At 73.6% G+C, this 17,686-nt stretch carries 15 protein-coding genes; 9 read left to right on the top strand and 6 right to left on the bottom strand.

The annotated features are described in order from the left end of the window. Positions 1-2 precede the first annotated feature (2 nt). The 6 genes from ACQPW6_RS13530 (at position 3) to ACQPW6_RS13505 (ending at position 4,700) form a co-directional block, all read left to right on the top strand. Positions 3-995, top strand: a complete 993-nt coding sequence (locus tag ACQPW6_RS13530; RefSeq protein ID WP_433889848.1) for a ribose-phosphate diphosphokinase — start codon at positions 3-5, stop codon at positions 993-995. Between the two features lie 229 nt (positions 996-1,224). After that, a complete protein-coding gene (locus ACQPW6_RS13525; RefSeq protein ID WP_433889847.1) occupies positions 1,225-1,833 on the top strand; it encodes a 50S ribosomal protein L25/general stress protein Ctc in 609 nt (202 codons plus the stop codon). Positions 1,834-1,942: 109 nt separating this feature from the next. Continuing rightward, positions 1,943-2,536, top strand: coding sequence for an aminoacyl-tRNA hydrolase (pth, locus tag ACQPW6_RS13520; protein ID WP_433889846.1), 594 nt, complete (start codon positions 1,943-1,945; stop codon positions 2,534-2,536). 39 nt (positions 2,537-2,575) lie between these two features. Continuing rightward, entirely contained in the window at positions 2,576-3,079 is a 504-nt protein-coding gene (locus tag ACQPW6_RS13515; RefSeq protein WP_433889845.1) for a hypothetical protein, read from the top strand. Positions 3,080-3,337: 258 nt separating this feature from the next. Continuing rightward, on the top strand, positions 3,338-3,805 hold the full coding sequence (locus ACQPW6_RS13510; RefSeq protein WP_433889844.1) for an NUDIX hydrolase: 468 nt from the start codon (positions 3,338-3,340) through the stop codon (positions 3,803-3,805). Between the two features lie 157 nt (positions 3,806-3,962). Continuing rightward, positions 3,963-4,700 (top strand): GntR family transcriptional regulator, encoded by a 738-nt coding sequence (locus ACQPW6_RS13505; protein WP_433889843.1) that lies wholly within the window; start codon positions 3,963-3,965, stop codon positions 4,698-4,700. 76 nt (positions 4,701-4,776) lie between these two features. Here ACQPW6_RS13505 and ACQPW6_RS13500 read toward each other — a convergent pair whose 3' ends face one another. Beyond that, entirely contained in the window at positions 4,777-6,075 is a 1,299-nt protein-coding gene (locus ACQPW6_RS13500) for a sensor histidine kinase (RefSeq protein WP_433889842.1), read from the bottom strand. Between the two features lie 190 nt (positions 6,076-6,265). On the opposite strand from ACQPW6_RS13500, the gene ppc reads away from it, so the two are divergent. Beyond that, positions 6,266-9,022 (top strand): phosphoenolpyruvate carboxylase, encoded by a 2,757-nt coding sequence (gene ppc, locus ACQPW6_RS13495; RefSeq protein ID WP_433889841.1) that lies wholly within the window; start codon positions 6,266-6,268, stop codon positions 9,020-9,022. A 301-nt stretch (positions 9,023-9,323) separates the two neighbouring features. Here the strand turns inward: ppc and ACQPW6_RS13490 are convergent, their stop codons facing one another. From ACQPW6_RS13490 to ACQPW6_RS13470, 5 genes are all read right to left on the bottom strand, one after another. Beyond that, positions 9,324-10,274 carry a DivIVA domain-containing protein gene (locus tag ACQPW6_RS13490; protein ID WP_433889840.1) on the bottom strand — a complete coding sequence of 317 codons (951 nt, stop codon included), beginning with the start codon at positions 10,272-10,274 and terminating at the stop codon, positions 9,324-9,326. Between the two features lie 333 nt (positions 10,275-10,607). Next, positions 10,608-13,262 carry an SUKH-4 family immunity protein gene (locus ACQPW6_RS13485; RefSeq protein ID WP_433889839.1) on the bottom strand — a complete coding sequence of 885 codons (2,655 nt, stop codon included), beginning with the start codon at positions 13,260-13,262 and terminating at the stop codon, positions 10,608-10,610. Position 13,263: 1 nt separating this feature from the next. After that, a complete protein-coding gene (locus ACQPW6_RS13480) occupies positions 13,264-14,274 on the bottom strand; it encodes an HNH endonuclease (protein WP_433889838.1) in 1,011 nt (336 codons plus the stop codon). A gap of 176 nt (positions 14,275-14,450) precedes the next feature. After that, a complete protein-coding gene (locus ACQPW6_RS13475) occupies positions 14,451-15,287 on the bottom strand; it encodes a sensor domain-containing protein (protein WP_433889837.1) in 837 nt (278 codons plus the stop codon). A gap of 223 nt (positions 15,288-15,510) precedes the next feature. Beyond that, the gene (locus ACQPW6_RS13470; protein WP_433889836.1) at positions 15,511-16,281 is read right to left on the bottom strand and encodes a sensor domain-containing protein; all 771 of its coding nucleotides are present in this window, start codon (positions 16,279-16,281) and stop codon (positions 15,511-15,513) included. Between the two features lie 314 nt (positions 16,282-16,595). Between ACQPW6_RS13470 and ACQPW6_RS13465 the strand changes: the two genes are divergently transcribed. Next, positions 16,596-17,105, top strand: coding sequence for a YwqJ-related putative deaminase (locus ACQPW6_RS13465; RefSeq protein WP_433889835.1), 510 nt, complete (start codon positions 16,596-16,598; stop codon positions 17,103-17,105). Between the two features lie 8 nt (positions 17,106-17,113). Then, positions 17,114-17,599, top strand: coding sequence for an SUKH-3 domain-containing protein (locus tag ACQPW6_RS13460; RefSeq protein ID WP_433889834.1), 486 nt, complete (start codon positions 17,114-17,116; stop codon positions 17,597-17,599). Positions 17,600-17,686: the final 87 nt, after the last annotated feature.

The following is a 17,686-nucleotide window of genomic DNA, read 5'->3' as shown; positions in this document are numbered from 1 at the left end:
CTGTGACCGGGATCAAGACGACCGGTGAGAAGAAGCTGATGTTCTTCTCCGGCCGCGCCCACCCCGATCTGGCGGAGGCGGTGGCCGAGGAACTGGGCGTCGAACTCGTGCCCACCCGGGCCTTCGACTTCGCCAACGGCGAGATCTACGTGCGGTTCGAGGAGTCGGCGCGCGGCGCGGACTGCTTCCTGATCCAGAGCCACACCGTGCCGATCAACCAGTGGATCATGGAACAGCTGATCATGCTGGACGCGCTGAAACGTGCCTCCGCGCGCAGCATCACCGTGATCGTGCCGTTCTACGGCTACGCCAGGCAGGACAAGAAGCACCGCGGCCGGGAGCCGATCTCGGCCCGGCTGATGGCCGACCTGTTCAAGACCGCGGGCGCCGACCGGATCCTGACCGTCGACCTGCACACCGACCAGATCCAGGGCTTCTTCGACGGCCCGGTGGACCACCTGTTCGCGCTGCCGGTGCTCGCCGACTACGTGGGCGGCAAGGTGGACCGCTCCAAGCTGACCATCGTCTCCCCCGACGCCGGCCGGGTCCGGGTCGCCGACCGCTGGTGCGACCGGCTCGGCGCGCCGCTGGCCATCGTGCACAAGCGCCGCGACCCCGACGTGGCCAACCAGGTCAAGGTCCACGAGGTGGTCGGCGACGTCAAGGGCCGGGTCTGCGTGCTGGTCGACGACATGATCGACACCGGCGGCACGATCTGCGCCGCCGCGGACGCGCTGTTCGCCAACGGCGCCGAGGACGTCATCGTGACCGCCACCCACGGGGTGCTGTCCGGCCCGGCCGCCGACCGGCTGAAGAACTCCCGGGTCAGCGAGTTCATCCTCACCGACACGCTGCCGACCCCGGGCCAGCTCAACCTGGACAAGATCACCGTGCTGTCGATGGCGCCGACCATCGCCAACGCGGTGCGCGAGGTGTTCGAGGACGGCTCGGTGACCAGCCTCTTCGAGGACTCGCACGAGTCCGTCTCGCACTGAGCGAGCGCCGTACGAGCACTGATCGGGCATCGCGCCCGCACTGATCGATTTCGCCCGGGGCCTCCCCGCCGGTTACGCTGTCCGCGTTGCTCGGCGAGGGAGGCCCCGGACGTCTGTCCGGCGGCAACCGTTATCGACGCGCTCCTCGTAAGTGGGACGACCTCGTGGGTCGGGCGACCGTACCGCCTGTCGTTTGCATTCCCGCTGATTCACGAGGAGTTGAGCCCCCATGGCCGAGGTCAAGATCGCCGCGGAGCTCCGTACGGAGTTCGGCAAGGGCGCTGCCCGCCGCGTCCGCCGCGCCCACCAGGTCCCCGCCGTCGTCTACGGCCACGGCGCCGAGCCCAAGCATGTCTCCGTGCCCGGCCACGAGCTGCTGCTCGCGCTGCGCACCGCGAACGTGCTGATCTCGCTGGAGCTCGACGGCGCCAGCGAGCTGGTCATCCCCAAGGCCGTACAGCGCGACCCGCTGCGCGGCACCATCGACCACGTCGACCTGCTGTCGGTCAAGCGCGGCGAGAAGGTCACCGTCGAGATCCCGGTGCAGACCGAGGGCGAGCTCGCCGTCGGCGGCAACCTGCTGGAGCACGTGCTCAACACGCTGCCGGTCGAGGCCGAGGCCACCCACATCCCGACCCAGGTCACCGTCAGCATCGAGGGCCTTGAGGCCGGCGCGGCGATCCTGGCCAAGGACATCACGCTGCCCGAGGGCTCCACGCTGGCGATCGACGACGACGCCGTCGTGATCCAGGTCGTGGCCGCGCAGGCCGAGGCCCCCGCCGAGGACGAGGGCGAGGGCGAGGCCGCCCCGGCCGAGGACGCCGCCGCCGAGGCCTGATCCGAAGCAGCCGGCCGCCGTCGTACCCTCCGGGGTGCGGCGGCGGCCGTTTTTCCGCGCCGGTTCTCCGCGCCGGTTCTCACACCCGCACGACCCCTGGGAGACGTGGATGAGCGACAGCGAAGGGCCCTGGCTGGTGGTGGGGCTCGGCAACCCCGGACCCGAGTACAGCGGGAACCGGCACAACATCGGCTTCATGGTGGCCGATCTGCTGGCGGAGCGGATCGGCGGCCGGTTCAAGCGCGCGGGCAAGGCGCAGGCCCAGGTGGTCGAGGGCCGGCTCGGGCCGATCGGACCGGGCAGCCGGCGCGTGGTGCTGGCGAAACCGGCCTCGTTCATGAACCTGTCGGGCGGCCCGGTCACCGCGCTCAAGGAGTTCTACAAGGTGCCGACCGACCGGATCATCGCCGTGCACGACGAGCTGGACATCGACTTCGGCACGCTGCGGCTGAAGCTGGGCGGCGGCGACAACGGGCACAACGGGCTGAAGTCGATCACCAGGTCGCTCGGCGCGAACTACTTGCGGGTGCGGGCCGGGATCGGCCGGCCGCCGGGACGGATGGACGTGGCCGCGTTCGTCCTCAAGGACTTCTCGTCCACTGAGCGCAAGGAGCTCGACTGGTTCGTGGACCGGGCCGCCGACGCGGTGGAGGCGCTCACCGCGCAGGGTCTTGAACGGGCCCAGGGCACGTACAACAGCTGAGGTTGACCGCGGGGCACGCCATGGCCAAAGATCGCCCGCATGGTGAAGCCGGCGAAGCGCAGCCGCTCGCGGCGGGTGGCCGAGGGCACATGGGGTCTGGTGCTGCTCGGCAGGATCGTCGCCGTGGTGGCGGTGGTCGCGCTGCTGCTCGCGTCGGGCGCCTGGGACTCCTGGCGCACCGCGCACTACGTGATGCTCACCAAGGGCCGCGAGCGCGGCACGATGACGCTGGTCAGCTGCGGCGACTCCACGTGCACGGGCCCGTTCGCGCCGAACGGCTCGGCGACCGCCCGGTCGAAGGTCAGCATCAGCCTGCCGATCCGGCACCGCACCGGGGCGAAGGTCAAGGTCGCGGTCAAGCCCGGCACCGACGAGGTGGTGCGGGCCGGCTGGGGCGGCGTCCTCTTCGCCTGGGTCCCGCTCGGCGGCGCGCTGCTGCTCGCCGCGATCGTGGTGGCCGGCGGCCTGCGGATGCGGCGCACGGCGTGGACGCTGGCGGGGTTGGGCGCGGCGATACTGGGCGGCGCTTTCCTGACGCTGTGACCCTCACGCCGGGGTGAACGTCGGCGCGCTGTCAGCGACCAGGCTTGTCGTCTGGGAGATCCAGTATCGGGTTTCCCGCGGTGCAGCAGCCTGATCATCACTCTCACCGCCGAAAGTCGCTGGTTGATCATCCTGTGCGCCGACCACGGTGACGCCTTCGGGGAAGACGGTTACCACGGCCGCGGCATCGCCCACCCCGTCGTGATGAACGTGCCGTTCGCCGCGATGCTCCGCTGATGCCCGCTAGCCTCGCCGGGTATGAGCAACGCCCAACCTGGACATGGCCCGACCCGCGATGCCTCCGTCATCGTCGCCCGCGAGCGCGACGGCCTCGTCGCCATTCTCAGCGCGCACTTCCCTGACCACGGCGGCGACTACCTCTTCCTTCCCGGTGGTCGCAGGGAGCCTGGCGAGACGGACGAGGAATGCGCGCGGCGTGAGCTGCGTGAGGAGGCCGGGATCACCGCTGAGACGTGGAAGCCGCTCGGTTCCTTCGTTCCGACGCTCGGTTCGGCCGCCCGCGTGCACCTCTACGAAGCCCGCGACCTCACCTGCGGTCCGCAAGAACTCAGCCCCACCGAACAGGACTTCAAGCTCTCCTGGCGGTCATGGCAGGAGGCGCTGGACGCCGTCACCCAGGGCCGCTTCCTGCTGCCCGCCGGCCCTTTGGCTCTCCTCCTCGCCGACCGGGCAGATCGATCCGGCCGATCACGACCCCTGGCCTGAGGGGCCCGCTCCACTCTCCGGACTGGTCTCGGCCAACCGCCCGCCACACGTGTCGGATCACGACTGTTGGCCGTGATGCCGACCTCTCTACGGTGTTCTAGAGCACCTGGCGAGCCACGCGGGTGTACTCAAGTGCTCCAGAACGGGAGTGAGGATCATGTCCGGGAACCCGTCCGCCCTGCCGCCCTACCGGCGGATCGCCGCTGTGATCAAGGCGCAGATCGAGCGTGGCGATCTCCAGCCCGGGGACCGTATCCCGTCCGTGCGCGACATCGTCCGGGACGAGGACGTCTCGGTGGCGACGGCCACGCGGGTCGCCGCGGTGCTGCGGGCGGAGGGGTACGCGCAGACCATCCCGGGGATCGGCACCGTGGCCCGCATGCCCGGCAAGATGACGCCCGGCCCCGACCGGCTCCAGTTGCAGCGCAGCACAGGAAGCGGCTTCCGGACGGGCGAGCGTGCCGAGATCGTCGGCGCCGGGCTCGTGCCTGCGACGGAGGAGGTCGCCGACGCGCTCGAAGTCGAGGAAGGCGATTCCGTCGTGCAGCGGCGGCGGCGCTATCTGGACGAGGAGGGCGTGATCGCCGTCTCCACCTCGTGGCTGGCCGGCGATCTGGCGCAAGCCGCGCCCGAGTTGCTGTCCGCCGCGCCGCTGCCCGCCATGACGTTCGGCCTGGTCGAGGCGCGCACCGGGCGGCGGGCGGTGAAGCGGCGGGACGTGGTCTCGCTGCGGGCGGTGCCCGAGGATGTCGCACTGCTGCTCGACGTGCGGCCCGGCACCCTCGCGCTGACGATCGCCAACCACTACTGGGACCAGCACGGCCAGGTGACCGAGTACGCCCGCGACTTCATGAGCGCCGACCGCCAGCTCGCCGCGGACTACGACCTCGAATAGGGCCACGCGCTTCCGCGATCAGCCACAGCGTTCCGACGGGCGGTCGGCAACCCGCCACGGCAGGGCCCGGCGGCAGTCAGGCCGGCTGGAGGGGGACCATCGCGGAGACGCGGAAGCCGCCGTCCTCCGTCGGGCCCGCCGCGAAGCCGCCGCCGTGGGAGGTGACGCGTTCCTTCATGCCCATCAGGCCGTGGCCGCCGCTGGGGAGGTGGGCGCGGGGGGAACCGTCGGAGGGGCCGTTCGTGATGAGGACGGCGACCTCGGCCTCGCGGAAGGCGAGCCGCACGTGCGCCTTCGCGCCCGCCGCGTGCTTGTGCACGTTCGTGAGCGCCTCCTGCACCACCCGGTACACCGTCGCCTCGATCCGCGCCCCGCACGGCCGCGCCTCGCCCTCGACCGTCAGCTCCACGCCCATGCCCGCGGCCTGCGACTCCTCCACCAGCGCCCCGAGCTGCTCCAGGCACGGCCCGCCCTCGTCCGGCACCGGCGCGGTGGAGACCGGCGCCGCGACGGCGACGGCCTTCACCGGGGCCTCCGCCGTACGCAGGACGCCCAGCATCTGGCGCAGCTCGGTGAGCGCCTGCCGCCCCATGTCCCCCAGCAGCTCCGCGCTCGCCGACGCCTTCAGCGGGTCCTTGAGCGCCACCGCCTTGAGCGCCGCCGCGTGCACCACCATCAGGCTCACCCGGTGGGCGACCACGTCGTGCATGTCCCGGGCGATCCGGGTCCGTTCGTCGGCCCGGGCCCGTTCGGCCCGCTCGGCCGCCTTCTCCGCGAGGAGTTCCAGCTCGCGTTCGAGGCCGTCGGCCCGTTCCCGCAGGCTCTCCACCAGCCGGCGCCTGGCCCGTACGTACAGGCCGAGCAGCACCGGCGGCGCGGTGAGGCCGAGCGCCGCCAGCGTCGCGACGATCAGCGTGAGCGCCACCGACGCCGAGTTCCGGCTGTCGTCGCCGCGCAGGTTGTCCTGGAACTGGAGGAAGGACACGATCAGCGTGCCGAGGCCGTTCATCGAGGCCAGCGCCGCGGTGATCCGGCGCGGCACCTCGGAGGCCGCCAGCGTGTAGAGGCCGACGAGCGACAGCAGGTAGGCCATCTGTGCCGGGGCGACCGCGATCCCGACCAGCACCACCGCCACCGGCCAGCGCCGCCGGAGCAGCAGCACCGCGCCGACCAGCACCCCGAACAGCGCGCCCGCCCCGGCCGCGATCCCGGTCTTGTCGGCGAAGGTGGCGCCCTCGAAGGCGCACTCCACCGCCGAGACCACCGCCAGCGACGCGTCCAGCAGGAAGCTGCGCCGCCGCGGCCACCACCACCAGCCGGACCGGGGCCGTCCTCCAGCCCCGTCGTCCGGTACCCGCGCCCCCGTCGTGCTCATGCCGTCCAGACTAAGCGGTGCCCCGTCGCGGGCCACCTTCCCGGCTTCTCGTCTCGGCCACGCTGTCCGGCAGGTGGGCTGCCCGTCTCACCGACGGGACGGCGACCTATCCTGGACCGGTCGGACAGCGCGGTCCGCGAGTACGCCGTTGTACGCCGTCGCCCACCCCACTGCACAAGGAGCCGCACCTGTGAGCAGCGCCGACACCGCCCCGGACAGCAGCAGCCCAGACAGCAGTACAGCCCTGCGAGCCGACATCCGACGCCTGGGTGAGCTGCTCGGCGGCACGCTGGTGAGACAGGAGGGACAGGAGCTCCTGGACCTCGTCGAGAAGGTCCGCGCCCTGACCCGCAGCGACGGCGAGGCCGCCGCGGAGCTGCTGGGCGACACCGATCTGGAGACCGCCGCGAAGCTGGTCCGCGCCTTCTCCACCTACTTCCACCTGGCCAACGTCACCGAGCAGGTGCACCGCGGCCGGGACCTGCGGGCCCGCCGGGCGGTGGAGGGCGGCCTGCTCACCCAGACCGCCGACCTGCTCAAGGACGGCGACCCGGAGCACGTGCAGGAGACCGTCCGCAACCTCAACGTGCGCCCGGTGTTCACCGCGCACCCCACCGAGGCCGCCCGCCGCTCGGTGCTCAACAAGCTGCGCCGGATCGCCGAACTGCTGGAGGAGAGCGACGAGGCGCACCGCGGCTCGGGCGACCGGCGGCGCGCCGACCTGCGGCTCGCCGAGAACATCGACCTGCTGTGGCAGACCGACGAGCTGCGGGTGGTCCGTCCCGAGCCCGCCGACGAGGCCCGCAACGCGATCTACTACCTGGACGAGCTGCACGCGGGCGCGGTCGGCGACGTGCTGGAGGACCTGGCCGCCGAGCTGGACCGGGTCGGCGTGCCGCTGCCGCTCGGCACCCGCCCGCTGACCTTCGGCACCTGGATCGGCGGCGACCGGGACGGCAACCCCAACGTCACCCCGCAGGTCACCTGGGACGTGCTGATCCTGCAGCACGAGCACGGCATCACCGACGCGCTGGAACTGGTCGACTTCCTGCGCGGCGCGCTGTCCAACTCGATCCGCAACGCCGGCGCCAGCGAGGAGCTGCTCGACTCGCTGGCCACCGACCTGGTGGCGCTGCCCGAGATCAGCCCGCGCTACAAGCGGCTGAACGCGGAGGAGCCGTACCGGCTGAAGGCCACCTGCATCCGGCAGAAGCTGATCAACACCCGGGAGCGGCTGGCCGGCGGCACCCCGCACGTGCCGGGGCGCGACTACCTGGGCACCGCCGAGCTGCTGGCCGACCTGGAGCTGATCCAGACCTCGCTGCGCGCCCACCGCGGCGGGCTGATCGCCGACGGCCGGATGGACCGTACGATCCGCACCCTGTCGGCGTTCGGCCTCCAGCTGGCCACGATGGACGTGCGCGAGCACGCCGAGGCGCACCACCACGCGCTGGGGCAGCTCTTCGACCGGCTCGGCGAGGAGTCCTGGCGGTACGCGGACATGCCGCGCGACTACCGGCGCAAGCTGCTCGCCAAGGAGCTGCGCTCGCGCCGCCCGCTGGCGCCCACCCCGGCGCCGCTCGACGCGGCCGGGGCCAAGACGCTGGGGGTGTTCCACACCATCCAGGAGGCGTTCGAGCGGTTCGGCCCCGAGGTCATCGAGTCGTACATCATCTCGATGTGCATGGGCTCCGACGACGTGTTCGCGGCGGCGGTGCTGGCCCGCGAGGCCGGGCTGATCGACCTGCACGGCGGGATCGCCAAGATCGGCATCGTGCCGCTGCTGGAGACCACCGACGAGCTGAAGATCGCCGACACGCTGCTCGACGAGATGCTGTCCGACCCCTCCTACCGGCGGCTGGTGTCGCTGCGCGGGGACGTGCAGGAGGTCATGCTCGGCTACAGCGACTCGTCCAAGTTCGGCGGGATCACCACCTCGCAGTGGGAGATCCACCGGGCGCAGCGGCGGCTGCGTGACGTGGCGCACCGGCACGGGGTGCGGCTGCGGCTGTTCCACGGCCGCGGCGGCACGGTCGGGCGCGGCGGCGGCCCCTCGCACACCGCGATCCTGGCGCAGCCGTGGGGCACCCTTGAGGGCGAGATCAAGGTCACCGAGCAGGGCGAGGTGATCTCGGACAAGTACCTGATCCCGTCGCTGGCCCGGGAGAACCTGGAGCTGACGGTGGCCGCCACCCTCCAGGCGTCCGCGCTGCACACCGCGCCCCGGCAGTCCGACGAGGCGCTGTCGCGCTGGGACGCGGCGATGGACATCGTCTCCGAGGCGGCGCACGGCGCGTACCGGAAGCTGGTCGAGGACCCGGACCTGCCGCCGTACTTCTTCGCCTCCACCCCGGTGGACCAGCTCGGCGAACTGCACCTGGGCTCCCGGCCGTCCCGCCGCCCCGACTCCGACGCGGGCCTGGACGGCCTGCGGGCCATCCCGTGGGTGTTCGGCTGGACGCAGTCCCGGCAGATCGTGCCCGGCTGGTTCGGGGTCGGCTCCGGTCTGAAGGCCGCGCGTGAGGCCGGGCTCGACTCGGTGATCGACGAGGCGTACGGGCAGTGGCACTTCTTCCGCAACTTCCTGTCGAACGTGGAGATGACGCTCGCCAAGACCGACCTGCGGATCGCCCGCCACTACGTGGACACGCTGGTGCCCGACGAGCTCAAGCACGTCTTCGCCGACATCGAGGCGGAGCACGAGCTCACCGTGCGCGAGGTGCTGCGGATCACCGGCGAGTCGGAACTCCTGGCCGGAAGCCCGGTGCTCGCCCAGACCTTCCACATCCGCGACCAGTACCTGGACCCGATCTCCTACCTCCAGGTGACGCTGCTGGCGCGGCAGCGGGAAGCGGCCTCTCGCGGCGAGTCGCCGGACCCGCTGCTTTCGCGGGCACTGCTGCTGACGGTGAACGGGGTGGCGGCGGGCCTGCGCAACACGGGCTGACCCCTGCCGGGAGCTTGACGAGCACGGCCCGCGCCGCGGGCGGTTTCCCGCCGCCCCGGCTGCGGGCCGTCGGTGGCTGGCGGCGCAGTTCCCCGCGCCCCTCGGGATCGCGCCGTCGGGATTGCCCGCCGTCCCGGCTGTCCGCCGGCATGTGGCTGAGCGCGCAGTTCCCCGCGCCCCTGTCGGGGCGCATCCCCGCCGGGGCGCGAGCGGAACGCTTCTAAGGGGCGCGGGGAACTGCGCTACAAGCCACAGCGGGCCGGTGGTCGGCAGCGGTGGGGGAGGGGCTGGGGCGGAGCCGTCAGTCTTCTGTCGCCGGGGGCTGGCCCGGGAGGGTCGGGGGCGCCGGGTCGGTGGGGAGGGTGCGGCCGGTCAGGGCGGCGAGGGTGGAGCGGACGTGGGCGAGATGCGCGCGGATCTCGTCGCGGTGCTGCTCGTGCTCGCGCAGCGCGCGCTCGCTGTCCTGGCGCAGCGCCTCCTCCCGCGCCCGGGCCGCCGCGAGCAGCTCCGCCGCCCGCTCCTGGGCGGCCTCCTGCTGGAGGCGCAGCGCCTCCTCCGCCGCGGCCCGCTCCTTGTGCGCCTCGTCCAGCCGCCGTTCCGCGTCGGCGAGCAGGCCGCCGAGCCGGCCGTCCACCCCGGCCTCCTGCTCGGCCACCTCGTGCGCCAGCGCGTCAAGCCGCTCCTGCTGCTCCTGGCCGGTCTCGGCCAGCCCGCGTTCGACGTCCTGGCGCATCGCGTCCAGCGCCCGGCCGGCCTCGCCGCGTACCGCGTCGGCCTCCGCGCGGGCCTGGCCGAGGATCTCCGCGGCGCGCCCGCACGCCTCGTCCAGCATCCGCTCGGCCTGGTCCTCGGCCGCCGCGAGACGGGCGGAGGCCGCCGCGCGGGCCTCGTCCTGGAGGGTGCGGCGGGCGATCTCGGCGGCGTCGCGGGAGTGCTGCGCCTCGGCCTCGGCCCGGTCGCGTACCGCCGCGGCCTCCTCCTCGACCAGCCGCAGCAGCTCGAGCGCGCCTTCGCCGAGCGCGTCGAACGCCGTTCCGCTGAGCGCCTCGGCCTGCCGCCGCAGGTCGGTGACCTCGGCGTCCATCTCGTTGGCGAGCACGGTGAGCCGGGCGGCCCGCTCCCATGCGGCGTCGCGGTCCTCCGACAGCTCGTCGAGGAAGCGGTCCACCTGGTCGGGCCGGTAGCCCCGGTTCCGTACGGTGTCCAGACCGTGCGTCGTCCGCGCTGACGACGCCGTCGTGTTGCTGCTCATGCCCTTCGCCCCTCTTGCCGCTTGCCGCTGGTGATCTCGCCGACGGGCTGCTCCGAGTCATGGCTGATGTGGCCCTGGTTGGCGCTGTGGCGCCTTAGCTATTTTTCGCTTATGTCCGAATTGTACGGGTCGCGACACTCCGGGTTCTCTTCTACCCATCCCCATCCGCTACCCATCCGGCGAGGCGGGGATGGCCGAACCGGCCCCGGGTGGCCGAAAACGACGGCGGGCCGGGCGGAAAGGGTCGCCCCTTCCACCCGGCCCGCCGCAGGGACCGCCGTACCGACGGCCACCGGCCGCCCCGCCGACGGCCACCGGCCGCCGCGCGTACCGCTACAAGAGCCCGTCCCACATCTGCTCGATCAGCACCGACCACCAGTTGTCGGGCGACGCGATCGCCGCCGGGTCCTGCGCGGCCAACTGCGCCTGGAAGTCCACCGTCCAGTGCCCCGCCTGCTCCGGGGTCAGCCCGATCCGCAGCCGCCACATCCCGCCGAGCAGCGCCAGGCAGCGCGCGAACTCCGGCAGGCTGGAGTTGACGAACTGCGGCACCGCCGCGGTCGTCCCTCCGGGGCCCGCCTCCAGCGGGACGGCCACGATGTGCGCGGTGCCGTACTGCACGCACAGCTGCCGGCCGAAGTCGTTGCCCATCACCAGGTACGAGCCCGCGTCGGCGGCCGGCTGCACGCCGCGCTGCTGGGCGAGCTCCGCCAGGGTCGGCACCGGCTGGCCCGGCTGGGCCTGCGCCCAGAAGAACGGGCCGAAGTCCACCGGCAGCCCGGACCACATCAGGGTCTGCGCGACGATCTCCGGCACGCCCTGCCGGGACACCGCGCGCTGGTCGAACCTGAACAGGCCCTGCGGCCCGAAGGCCATGGACAGCTCCTGGCCGATCACGTCGAGCGGCACCGGCGGCACCCGCTGCACGCTGTGCGGGTCGGGCATCGGCACCCGCTGCGGCTGCGGGCGGGCCGGCGCGCCGGCCACCTGGTGCAGCTCGCCCTGGTGCGTCAGCAGGTGCTGGACGCCCTGCCGGCGGCTGGCGTGGTCATGGCCGTACGGGGCGGTGTGGCTGATCCGCACCTGCGGCCAGGTCTCCCGGATCATCCGGGTGCAGTAGCCGCCGGGCAGGTCGCAGGACTCCAGCTCGGTGTGCAGTTCGAGCACCTGCTCGGGGCGCACCCCGATGGACCGCAGCTCGTGCAGGATCTGCCACTCCGGGTGCGGGGTGCCGGGCGCGGAACGCCGGATGAGCTGCTGCTCGCTGCCGTCCTGGCCGCGGTAGCGGAGTACCGCCATGTAGCCGGGACCGACCGTCGGCACGTTGGCCGGCTGCGGATACCCGTACGCGGGCGGGGGCGGCGGCGCCATGCCGGGGCCGCCGTGCTGCGGTGACGGCGGCGGGGGAGGCGGCGCCATGCCGCCGGCGCCCGCGAGCATGGTCGCGGCGTAGTGCGGGTCCTTCCCGGCCGGGCCCTGCGCCGGGCCGGGGGGCGGCGGCGGACCCGACGGACCGGCGAGCATCGTCGCCGCGTAGTGCGGGTCGTTGTTCGCCGGCGGCGGCGGCGGAGGCGGCGGGCCAGACGGCCCGGCCAGCATGGTGGCGGCGTAGTGCGGGTCGTTGTTCGCCGGGGGCGGCGGCGGGGTGGACGCACCCCGCTGCGGGCCCTGCGACGGATTCTGCGGCGGCACGTATCCGCCGGCCGGCGGCGCGGGGGCCGGCGGCGGCGGTGCGTCCGGGCTGCGCGCCGGGCGGCTCGCGGGAATGCTTCCCCGGGACACGGCCTTGGCCGTCTCCAGGTCCGCGATGTCGGCGGCGCCACCGCCGGCGGCGGGCGGCGGCAGGGCGACGGGCGCGCCGCCCGGCGGCGGGAAGAGCGACCCGCCGGTGGTGTGCGGCACTCCCGGCGGCGCCTGCGGGGAGGGCGCCGGCGGGGCCGGTGCCTGCTGCGGCTGCGGCCGGTTCTGGTCGAGCCGGGTCGGCGGCAGCGCGCTGCCCCCGGGCATCAGCTCGGTCGCGGCCTCGATGCCCGGCCCCGGCTGCTCGGGCAGCTCCCGGTCGGCGCCGCTGATCGGCGGCGCGAACACGGTCGCGGGCGGCGCGACGGACTCTCCCTCGCCGCTGTCGCTGACCGTCTTACCGGCCCAACTCCCCTGCGCCGCAGCGGCAGCACCCCGGTCACCTGACTCCGCCCCCGCGGAGCCGCCGCGGGCGCCCGGCCGCCGGTAGTCGATGCCCGGGCCGCTCTGCGGCGAGTCGTAGCCGGACGGGCCCGCGCCGCCCTGCCCGGAAGCCGCCGCGCGGCTGCCGGAACCGGAGCCGTCGCCTGCCGCGGGGTCACCGCCCGGACGCCGGTAGTCGATACCGGACGACGAACCGGAGCCGGACGCGCCCTGCCGGTCAGAACCCGCGCTCCGCGCGGAGCCCGAGCCGTCCTCCCAGCCGGGAGCGCTCACCCCGGCCGTGCCCGCGCCACGCGGGCCCGCGGACTCCGGGGCGGCGGCAGCGGGCCGCCGGTAGTCGATGCCGGAACCCGAACCCGAACCGGCATCGGCTGCCGACGGGTTGGCCCCGGCGGCAGCCGACCCCGTGCCGCCGCCCGTCCGGCGGTCCGGAATTCCCATCCGGTCCGCCGCGTCCTGAAGCCACTGCGGCGGGCTGAGCAGGAAGGACGTCGCCTCCAGATCGATCCGCTCCGGCGGCTCGGGCACCGCGTCGTTCGGCACCGGCCCGTACTCCTCCTCGAAGCGGCGGATCAGCTCGCCGATGGGCAGTCCCGGCCACAGCGTGGCCTCGCCGCTGTCCCGGGCGATGATGATCCGGACGTCGCCGCCGTCGACGGCCGACGGACCGTCCTCGCGGGGCTCGGACCAGACCACGAACCCGAGGTCGAACTCGCGGACCCGGATCTCCCGCGCCTGGTAGGCCGGCACGTCACCGTTGATCCAGCGCTCCGCGCGCTCCTGCGCCTGCGCGAACGTGACCATCTCAGCCCTCCACGGCGACGGCGGCGGCGAACCCGCCGTCCACCATCAGGTTCGCTACGGTCTCCAGCTCCGGCGGGTTGCCGGCCAGCCGGAGCAGAAAGGCGTCGAGCGAGTCGCCGCACGGCAGCAGCAGCTCGGCGACCCGGTCGGCGGGGGTGTCCCAGCGCTCGCCGTCCCGCGCGTCGTCATACGCGCAGAACCACACCGTGCCCACCGCGTCCCCCTTCACCTTCACGGCCAGGATGCCGCCCTGGACGTACCCGATGGCCAGGTAGTCCTTGGTGAGGTGGTCGCGCAGGCACTTGTTCACATAGACCAGGTCGTTGACCGCCGCGTCGTCGCGGACGGTGAAGAACGGCTGGTCGATCAGCAGCCCGAGGTCGGGGTCGAGCGCCACCCCGCTGGGCGCGCAGCCGCCGGCCGCCTTCAGGAACGTGCGGTAGGCGCCGGGCAGCCGGTAGCCGAGCTCCTCCTCCACGTCACGCACCTGCGACTCGGTGACGGTGACCGCGTCCTTCGGCAGCCCGAAGTGCACCGGCCTGGTCTCCTGGAGCGGCCGGGTGCCGCGCTTGGTGTGGTCGGCGGGGGAGGTGGCGAGCCCGCCGTGGTGCCGCAGCAGCGCCTTGACCTCGGCGGGGACTAGTTCCAGCCGCCGGCTGCCGACCACGTGGTGCCAGGTCCAGCCGTGCGGGGTGGCGACGGCCGGCAGGCTGCCCCACAGCTCGTGCCCGGTGGCGTGCAGGGCCGCGTTCGCCGACACGTAGTCGGTCAGCCGCAGCTCGTCCACGCCGAATCCGTCCGGCGGCTCGGCGATCTCCGCCGCCGCCCGCGCGTACGGCGAGAAGTCGGGGAAGCCGTCGTCGTCCACCCACACCCCTTGCGGGAAACGGGCGGCGCGGAGCGGGTCGGGAAAGTGCACGACCTGTCCGGCGTAGGCCGCGTTCGGCGGCGCGGGCCTCTCCCCGGCTCCGGGGCCGGGAGGTGCTCCCAGCCCTTGCCGACCTGTCGTCATGGCGGTTGCCCCCTGCTGCGTCCGGCTGATGACGACAGCCTAGGGGGTGTGGCAAGAGTCGTGACCGGGATGGTCCCGGTCGGGGCAGGTCAGCCGTGCCGGACGGTCGTTCTCCGGGCAGCCGGCCGGCACTTCGCCGGCGCCGCCGCCGTGCCCGCGGCGGACTCCGTCTCCGCTCACTTGCCGGACGCCGCCGTGCGCAGCTTGGCCGCCTGCTTGAGCGGGATCGCCGGGTTGATGGTGGCGGCCTTGTGGTCGGCCCTGATGGTCTCGTAGGCGGCGGTGGTGTCGCCGACCCGGACCACGGTGACCAGGATGGTGCCGGCCGGCCCCTTGGACTTGTCGCCGACCGTGTACGCGACCGCCTGGTCGCCGAGACCCGGGGCGGCCTTGGCCGACCCCACCACGAAGCTCGTGGTGGTGCCCTCGCGGAGGATCTTGTACCCGGTGCAGGTCTTCAGCGCGGCGGTCAGGTCGTCGAGCACCGCCCGCGCCTCGCCCTTCTTGTACGAGGCGATCACCGACAGGCTGATCGCCTTGGCGCCCTTGTCGGGTGACGAGCTGTCGGTGACCATCGCGCCGGTGTACACCTGCCGCGGGTGCTTGGGCTGGCTGCTCCACTCGTCGTAGATCGGCTGGCAGGCCGGCTCCTCCACGCTCCCGCCGCCGCCGAGCAGCTGGCTCTTGTCGCCGGCCGGCAGCACCTGGACGTGCGGCACGTCGGAGTTGCCGAGCAGCGAGGAGGTGAGCTTGCCCACCGACACCGCGCCGGAGGCCACGACGGGGCCCGGCTTCTTCGCCTTGTCGTCGCCGCCGCCCCCGCCGCAGGCGGCGGTGAGTGCGAGCGCGGGCACCAGCGCGGCGCCGAGCAGTACGGCGGACCGCCGGCGGCTCCGTCCCGGGCCGCGGCCCGGGCCCAGGCCCCGGCCCAGGACCTGGCCCCGGTCGCGTCGCAGGTCAGCGGCCTGCCCGCGGCTACCGGTCAGTAGGCGGCTGTGTGAGCGTATCGGCATCGAAACGTACCCCTGTGTTGTGTCCGTCCCCGGGATCCCGCGGGCGACGACCCGTTGCCGCGCGACTTTACGGCACGCGCCGCGAATCCGACACGCGCCGGCAGCCCGCCCGGGCCGCTCATCACACCGGGCCGCCACCCGGCCCCGGCCGCCAATGGGCCGCCACCCGGCCCCGGCCGTCACCCGGCCCGGGCCGCCTCGCGTGCCCGCGCCCTCCGCCCCGCTACTTCGCCTGCGCCGCCTTCAGCTTGTCGCTCTGCTTGCGCGCCACGTCCACCGGCAGCGTGCCGGGGCCGCCGGCCGACTTCACCGACAGGTACGCGGTGATCGTCTCGCCGGTGCGCACCACCGTGACGCTCGCGGCGCCGGTCTTCGCGTCCTTCGTGTCGGTCATCACATAGCTGACGGCCTCGTCGCCGGCCGACGCCGCGGGCTTCTTGGTGATCGCGAACGGGGTCTTCACGCCGGTGTTGTCGGTCGCGGTGAACGTCGTGCACTTGCTGAGCGCGTCCCGCAGCGAGGCGATCACCTTCTTGGCGTCGCCCTGCGCGTGGCTGGCGACCAGCATCTGGGTGATCTCGTCGGGGTTGCCGGTCGCGGTGGCCTTGGCGAACGCGGCGCCGACGAACGCCTTGCGGACGATCGCCGGCTTGCTGCTGGTGATGTCGGCCATCGGCTGGCACTGCGGCTTGTCCGAGGTGAGCGTCGAGGTGTCCTTGGTGTCGTCGGTCTGCGACACCTGCACCTGGTAGCCGGGCACGTCGGTGGTGGCGATCAGCGCGCTGGTCAACTGGGCCTTGGTGAGCGGTGTCTTGCCGCCGGAGTCGGGGGCCTGCGGGCCCGCCGTCGCGGACGAGCCGGGGGCCGGGGAGCCGGAGGAGGAGTGGCCGCCGGCGTCGGACGGTGACTTGTCGTCGGACGAGCCGGAGCACGCCGCGGCGAACAGCAGCGCGGGGAGTACGGCGGCGGCCAGACGGAGCCGGGTCTTGCGCATGGAGGTCACATTCCCTGCTTGGCATTGGGGGGTGGGTCCGCGCGGACGGCGGGCCGTGCGGTCGATACTCCCCGTACCGGGGGTGCGCCGTCCATGCCGCCCCTGAAGGCTGTGTTCCGGCTGTGTGGGAGCCCGTAAACGTGTACGGACGGTGCCCGGACCACCGACCCATCGTCACAACACGGTGACATGGCCCACACAGGATGGCTCTGACGCCGCGTCCCGCTTCCGCATCCGATGGCGCGTTTGGCACTCTGAGTCGATGTACGGGGGACCGCCCGCGGACGCGGGCGGAAGGAGGATACGCGCAAATCATGACAACTCACGTTCCGGCGGCGGGATCCGCCGATCCACGACTGAGCTGGAGCGCGGCCCGCGATCCGGTCGGACCGCCGCCGCTGCGGCACCGCAGGGACGGCATCCTGCCGGCCGTGGCGGGCGCGCTGCTGATCCGCGACGAGGTGCTGACCTGCACGGGGGCCAAGGGGGAGCAGCCGCCGGCGCTGCATCCGATCGTCCAGGACTTCCTGGACGCGCTGCCGGTGTCGCAGCGCGAGCGGTTCAGCGGACGCTGCCCTGAACCGGTGCTGCTTTCCCGCCACTTGACGGCGGTCGACGAGCAGCGCGGCAAGCGCGCCTCGCGCAAGCCGCTCACCCAGGGTGAGGCCCGCAAGGCGCTGCGCGGCGCGAAGCTCACCGCGCGCCGTATACGCGAGGACGGCGACCCGGCGCACGGCGCCTACGTCCCGCCCTGCCGCTCCTGCGGGCCGCTGCTCTCGCACTTCGGGGTGCGGCCGGTCGACCCGGCGGCGGGCGGCGCATGAACGACGGGATGCCGAACAGCACCCGGTTCCCGGTCGGGGTGGACGCGGCGCTGCGCGCGGCCGGCTGGCGGCCCGGCCGCTGGGACATCAAGGCGGCCGAGGAGTGGGCGGACCGGCTGCGCGCGCACGTCTCGCCGGGCGGCCACCGGCACGCGGTCTTCCCGGCCGCGGTCGAGGCGTGGGCGGAGTTCGGCGGCCTGGCCATCGCGGCGGCGGCCGGACCGGGCCGGCTGCTCGCGCCGACCGCCGTCACCGTCGACCCGATGCTGGGCCTGCACCAGGCCCGTACGATCGGCGACCTCGGCCGGGCGCTGGAGGTCGAGATCAGCCCGCTCGGCGAGGAGCCCGGCTCCGGCGCGCTGCTGGCCATCGACGAGGAGGGGCGGGTGTACGCGGTCGACCACACCGGCGACTGGTACGCCGGCGCCACCATCGACCGCGCCCTGACCACCCTGCTCACCGGCCTGCGGCCGACCCGGCTGACCACGGCCTGACCGGCCTGCGGCCGCGCCGCCCGCGGCCCGCCGCCCACCCTGTTGGCAGCTTCCTGCCATCTTCCCGCCCTCGCGGCCGACCACCGA

The sequence above is a fragment of the Streptomyces sp. CA-111067 genome, from assembly GCF_050956065.1.
Classification (GTDB): domain Bacteria; phylum Actinomycetota; class Actinomycetes; order Streptomycetales; family Streptomycetaceae; genus Actinacidiphila.
This window is presented reverse-complemented; position numbering and strand designations above follow the sequence as displayed.

Excerpts from the sequence above, each read along its gene's own strand:
- ACQPW6_RS13525 (WP_433889847.1), top strand. The coding sequence starts at position 1,225 with ATGGCCGAGGTCAAGATCGCCGCGGAGCTCCGTACGGAGTTCGGCAAG.
- pth (WP_433889846.1), top strand. The coding sequence starts at position 1,943 with ATGAGCGACAGCGAAGGGCCCTGGCTGGTGGTGGGGCTCGGCAACCCC.
- ACQPW6_RS13515 (WP_433889845.1), top strand. The coding sequence starts at position 2,576 with ATGGTGAAGCCGGCGAAGCGCAGCCGCTCGCGGCGGGTGGCCGAGGGC.
- ACQPW6_RS13510 (WP_433889844.1), top strand. The coding sequence starts at position 3,338 with ATGAGCAACGCCCAACCTGGACATGGCCCGACCCGCGATGCCTCCGTC.
- ACQPW6_RS13505 (WP_433889843.1), top strand. The coding sequence starts at position 3,963 with ATGTCCGGGAACCCGTCCGCCCTGCCGCCCTACCGGCGGATCGCCGCT.
- ACQPW6_RS13500 (WP_433889842.1), bottom strand. The coding sequence starts at position 6,075 with ATGAGCACGACGGGGGCGCGGGTACCGGACGACGGGGCTGGAGGACGG.
- ACQPW6_RS13490 (WP_433889840.1), bottom strand. The coding sequence starts at position 10,274 with ATGAGCAGCAACACGACGGCGTCGTCAGCGCGGACGACGCACGGTCTG.
- ACQPW6_RS13485 (WP_433889839.1), bottom strand. The coding sequence starts at position 13,262 with ATGGTCACGTTCGCGCAGGCGCAGGAGCGCGCGGAGCGCTGGATCAAC.
- ACQPW6_RS13480 (WP_433889838.1), bottom strand. The coding sequence starts at position 14,274 with ATGACGACAGGTCGGCAAGGGCTGGGAGCACCTCCCGGCCCCGGAGCC.
- ACQPW6_RS13475 (WP_433889837.1), bottom strand. The coding sequence starts at position 15,287 with ATGCCGATACGCTCACACAGCCGCCTACTGACCGGTAGCCGCGGGCAG.
- ACQPW6_RS13470 (WP_433889836.1), bottom strand. The coding sequence starts at position 16,281 with ATGCGCAAGACCCGGCTCCGTCTGGCCGCCGCCGTACTCCCCGCGCTG.
- ACQPW6_RS13465 (WP_433889835.1), top strand. The coding sequence starts at position 16,596 with ATGACAACTCACGTTCCGGCGGCGGGATCCGCCGATCCACGACTGAGC.
- ACQPW6_RS13460 (WP_433889834.1), top strand. The coding sequence starts at position 17,114 with ATGCCGAACAGCACCCGGTTCCCGGTCGGGGTGGACGCGGCGCTGCGC.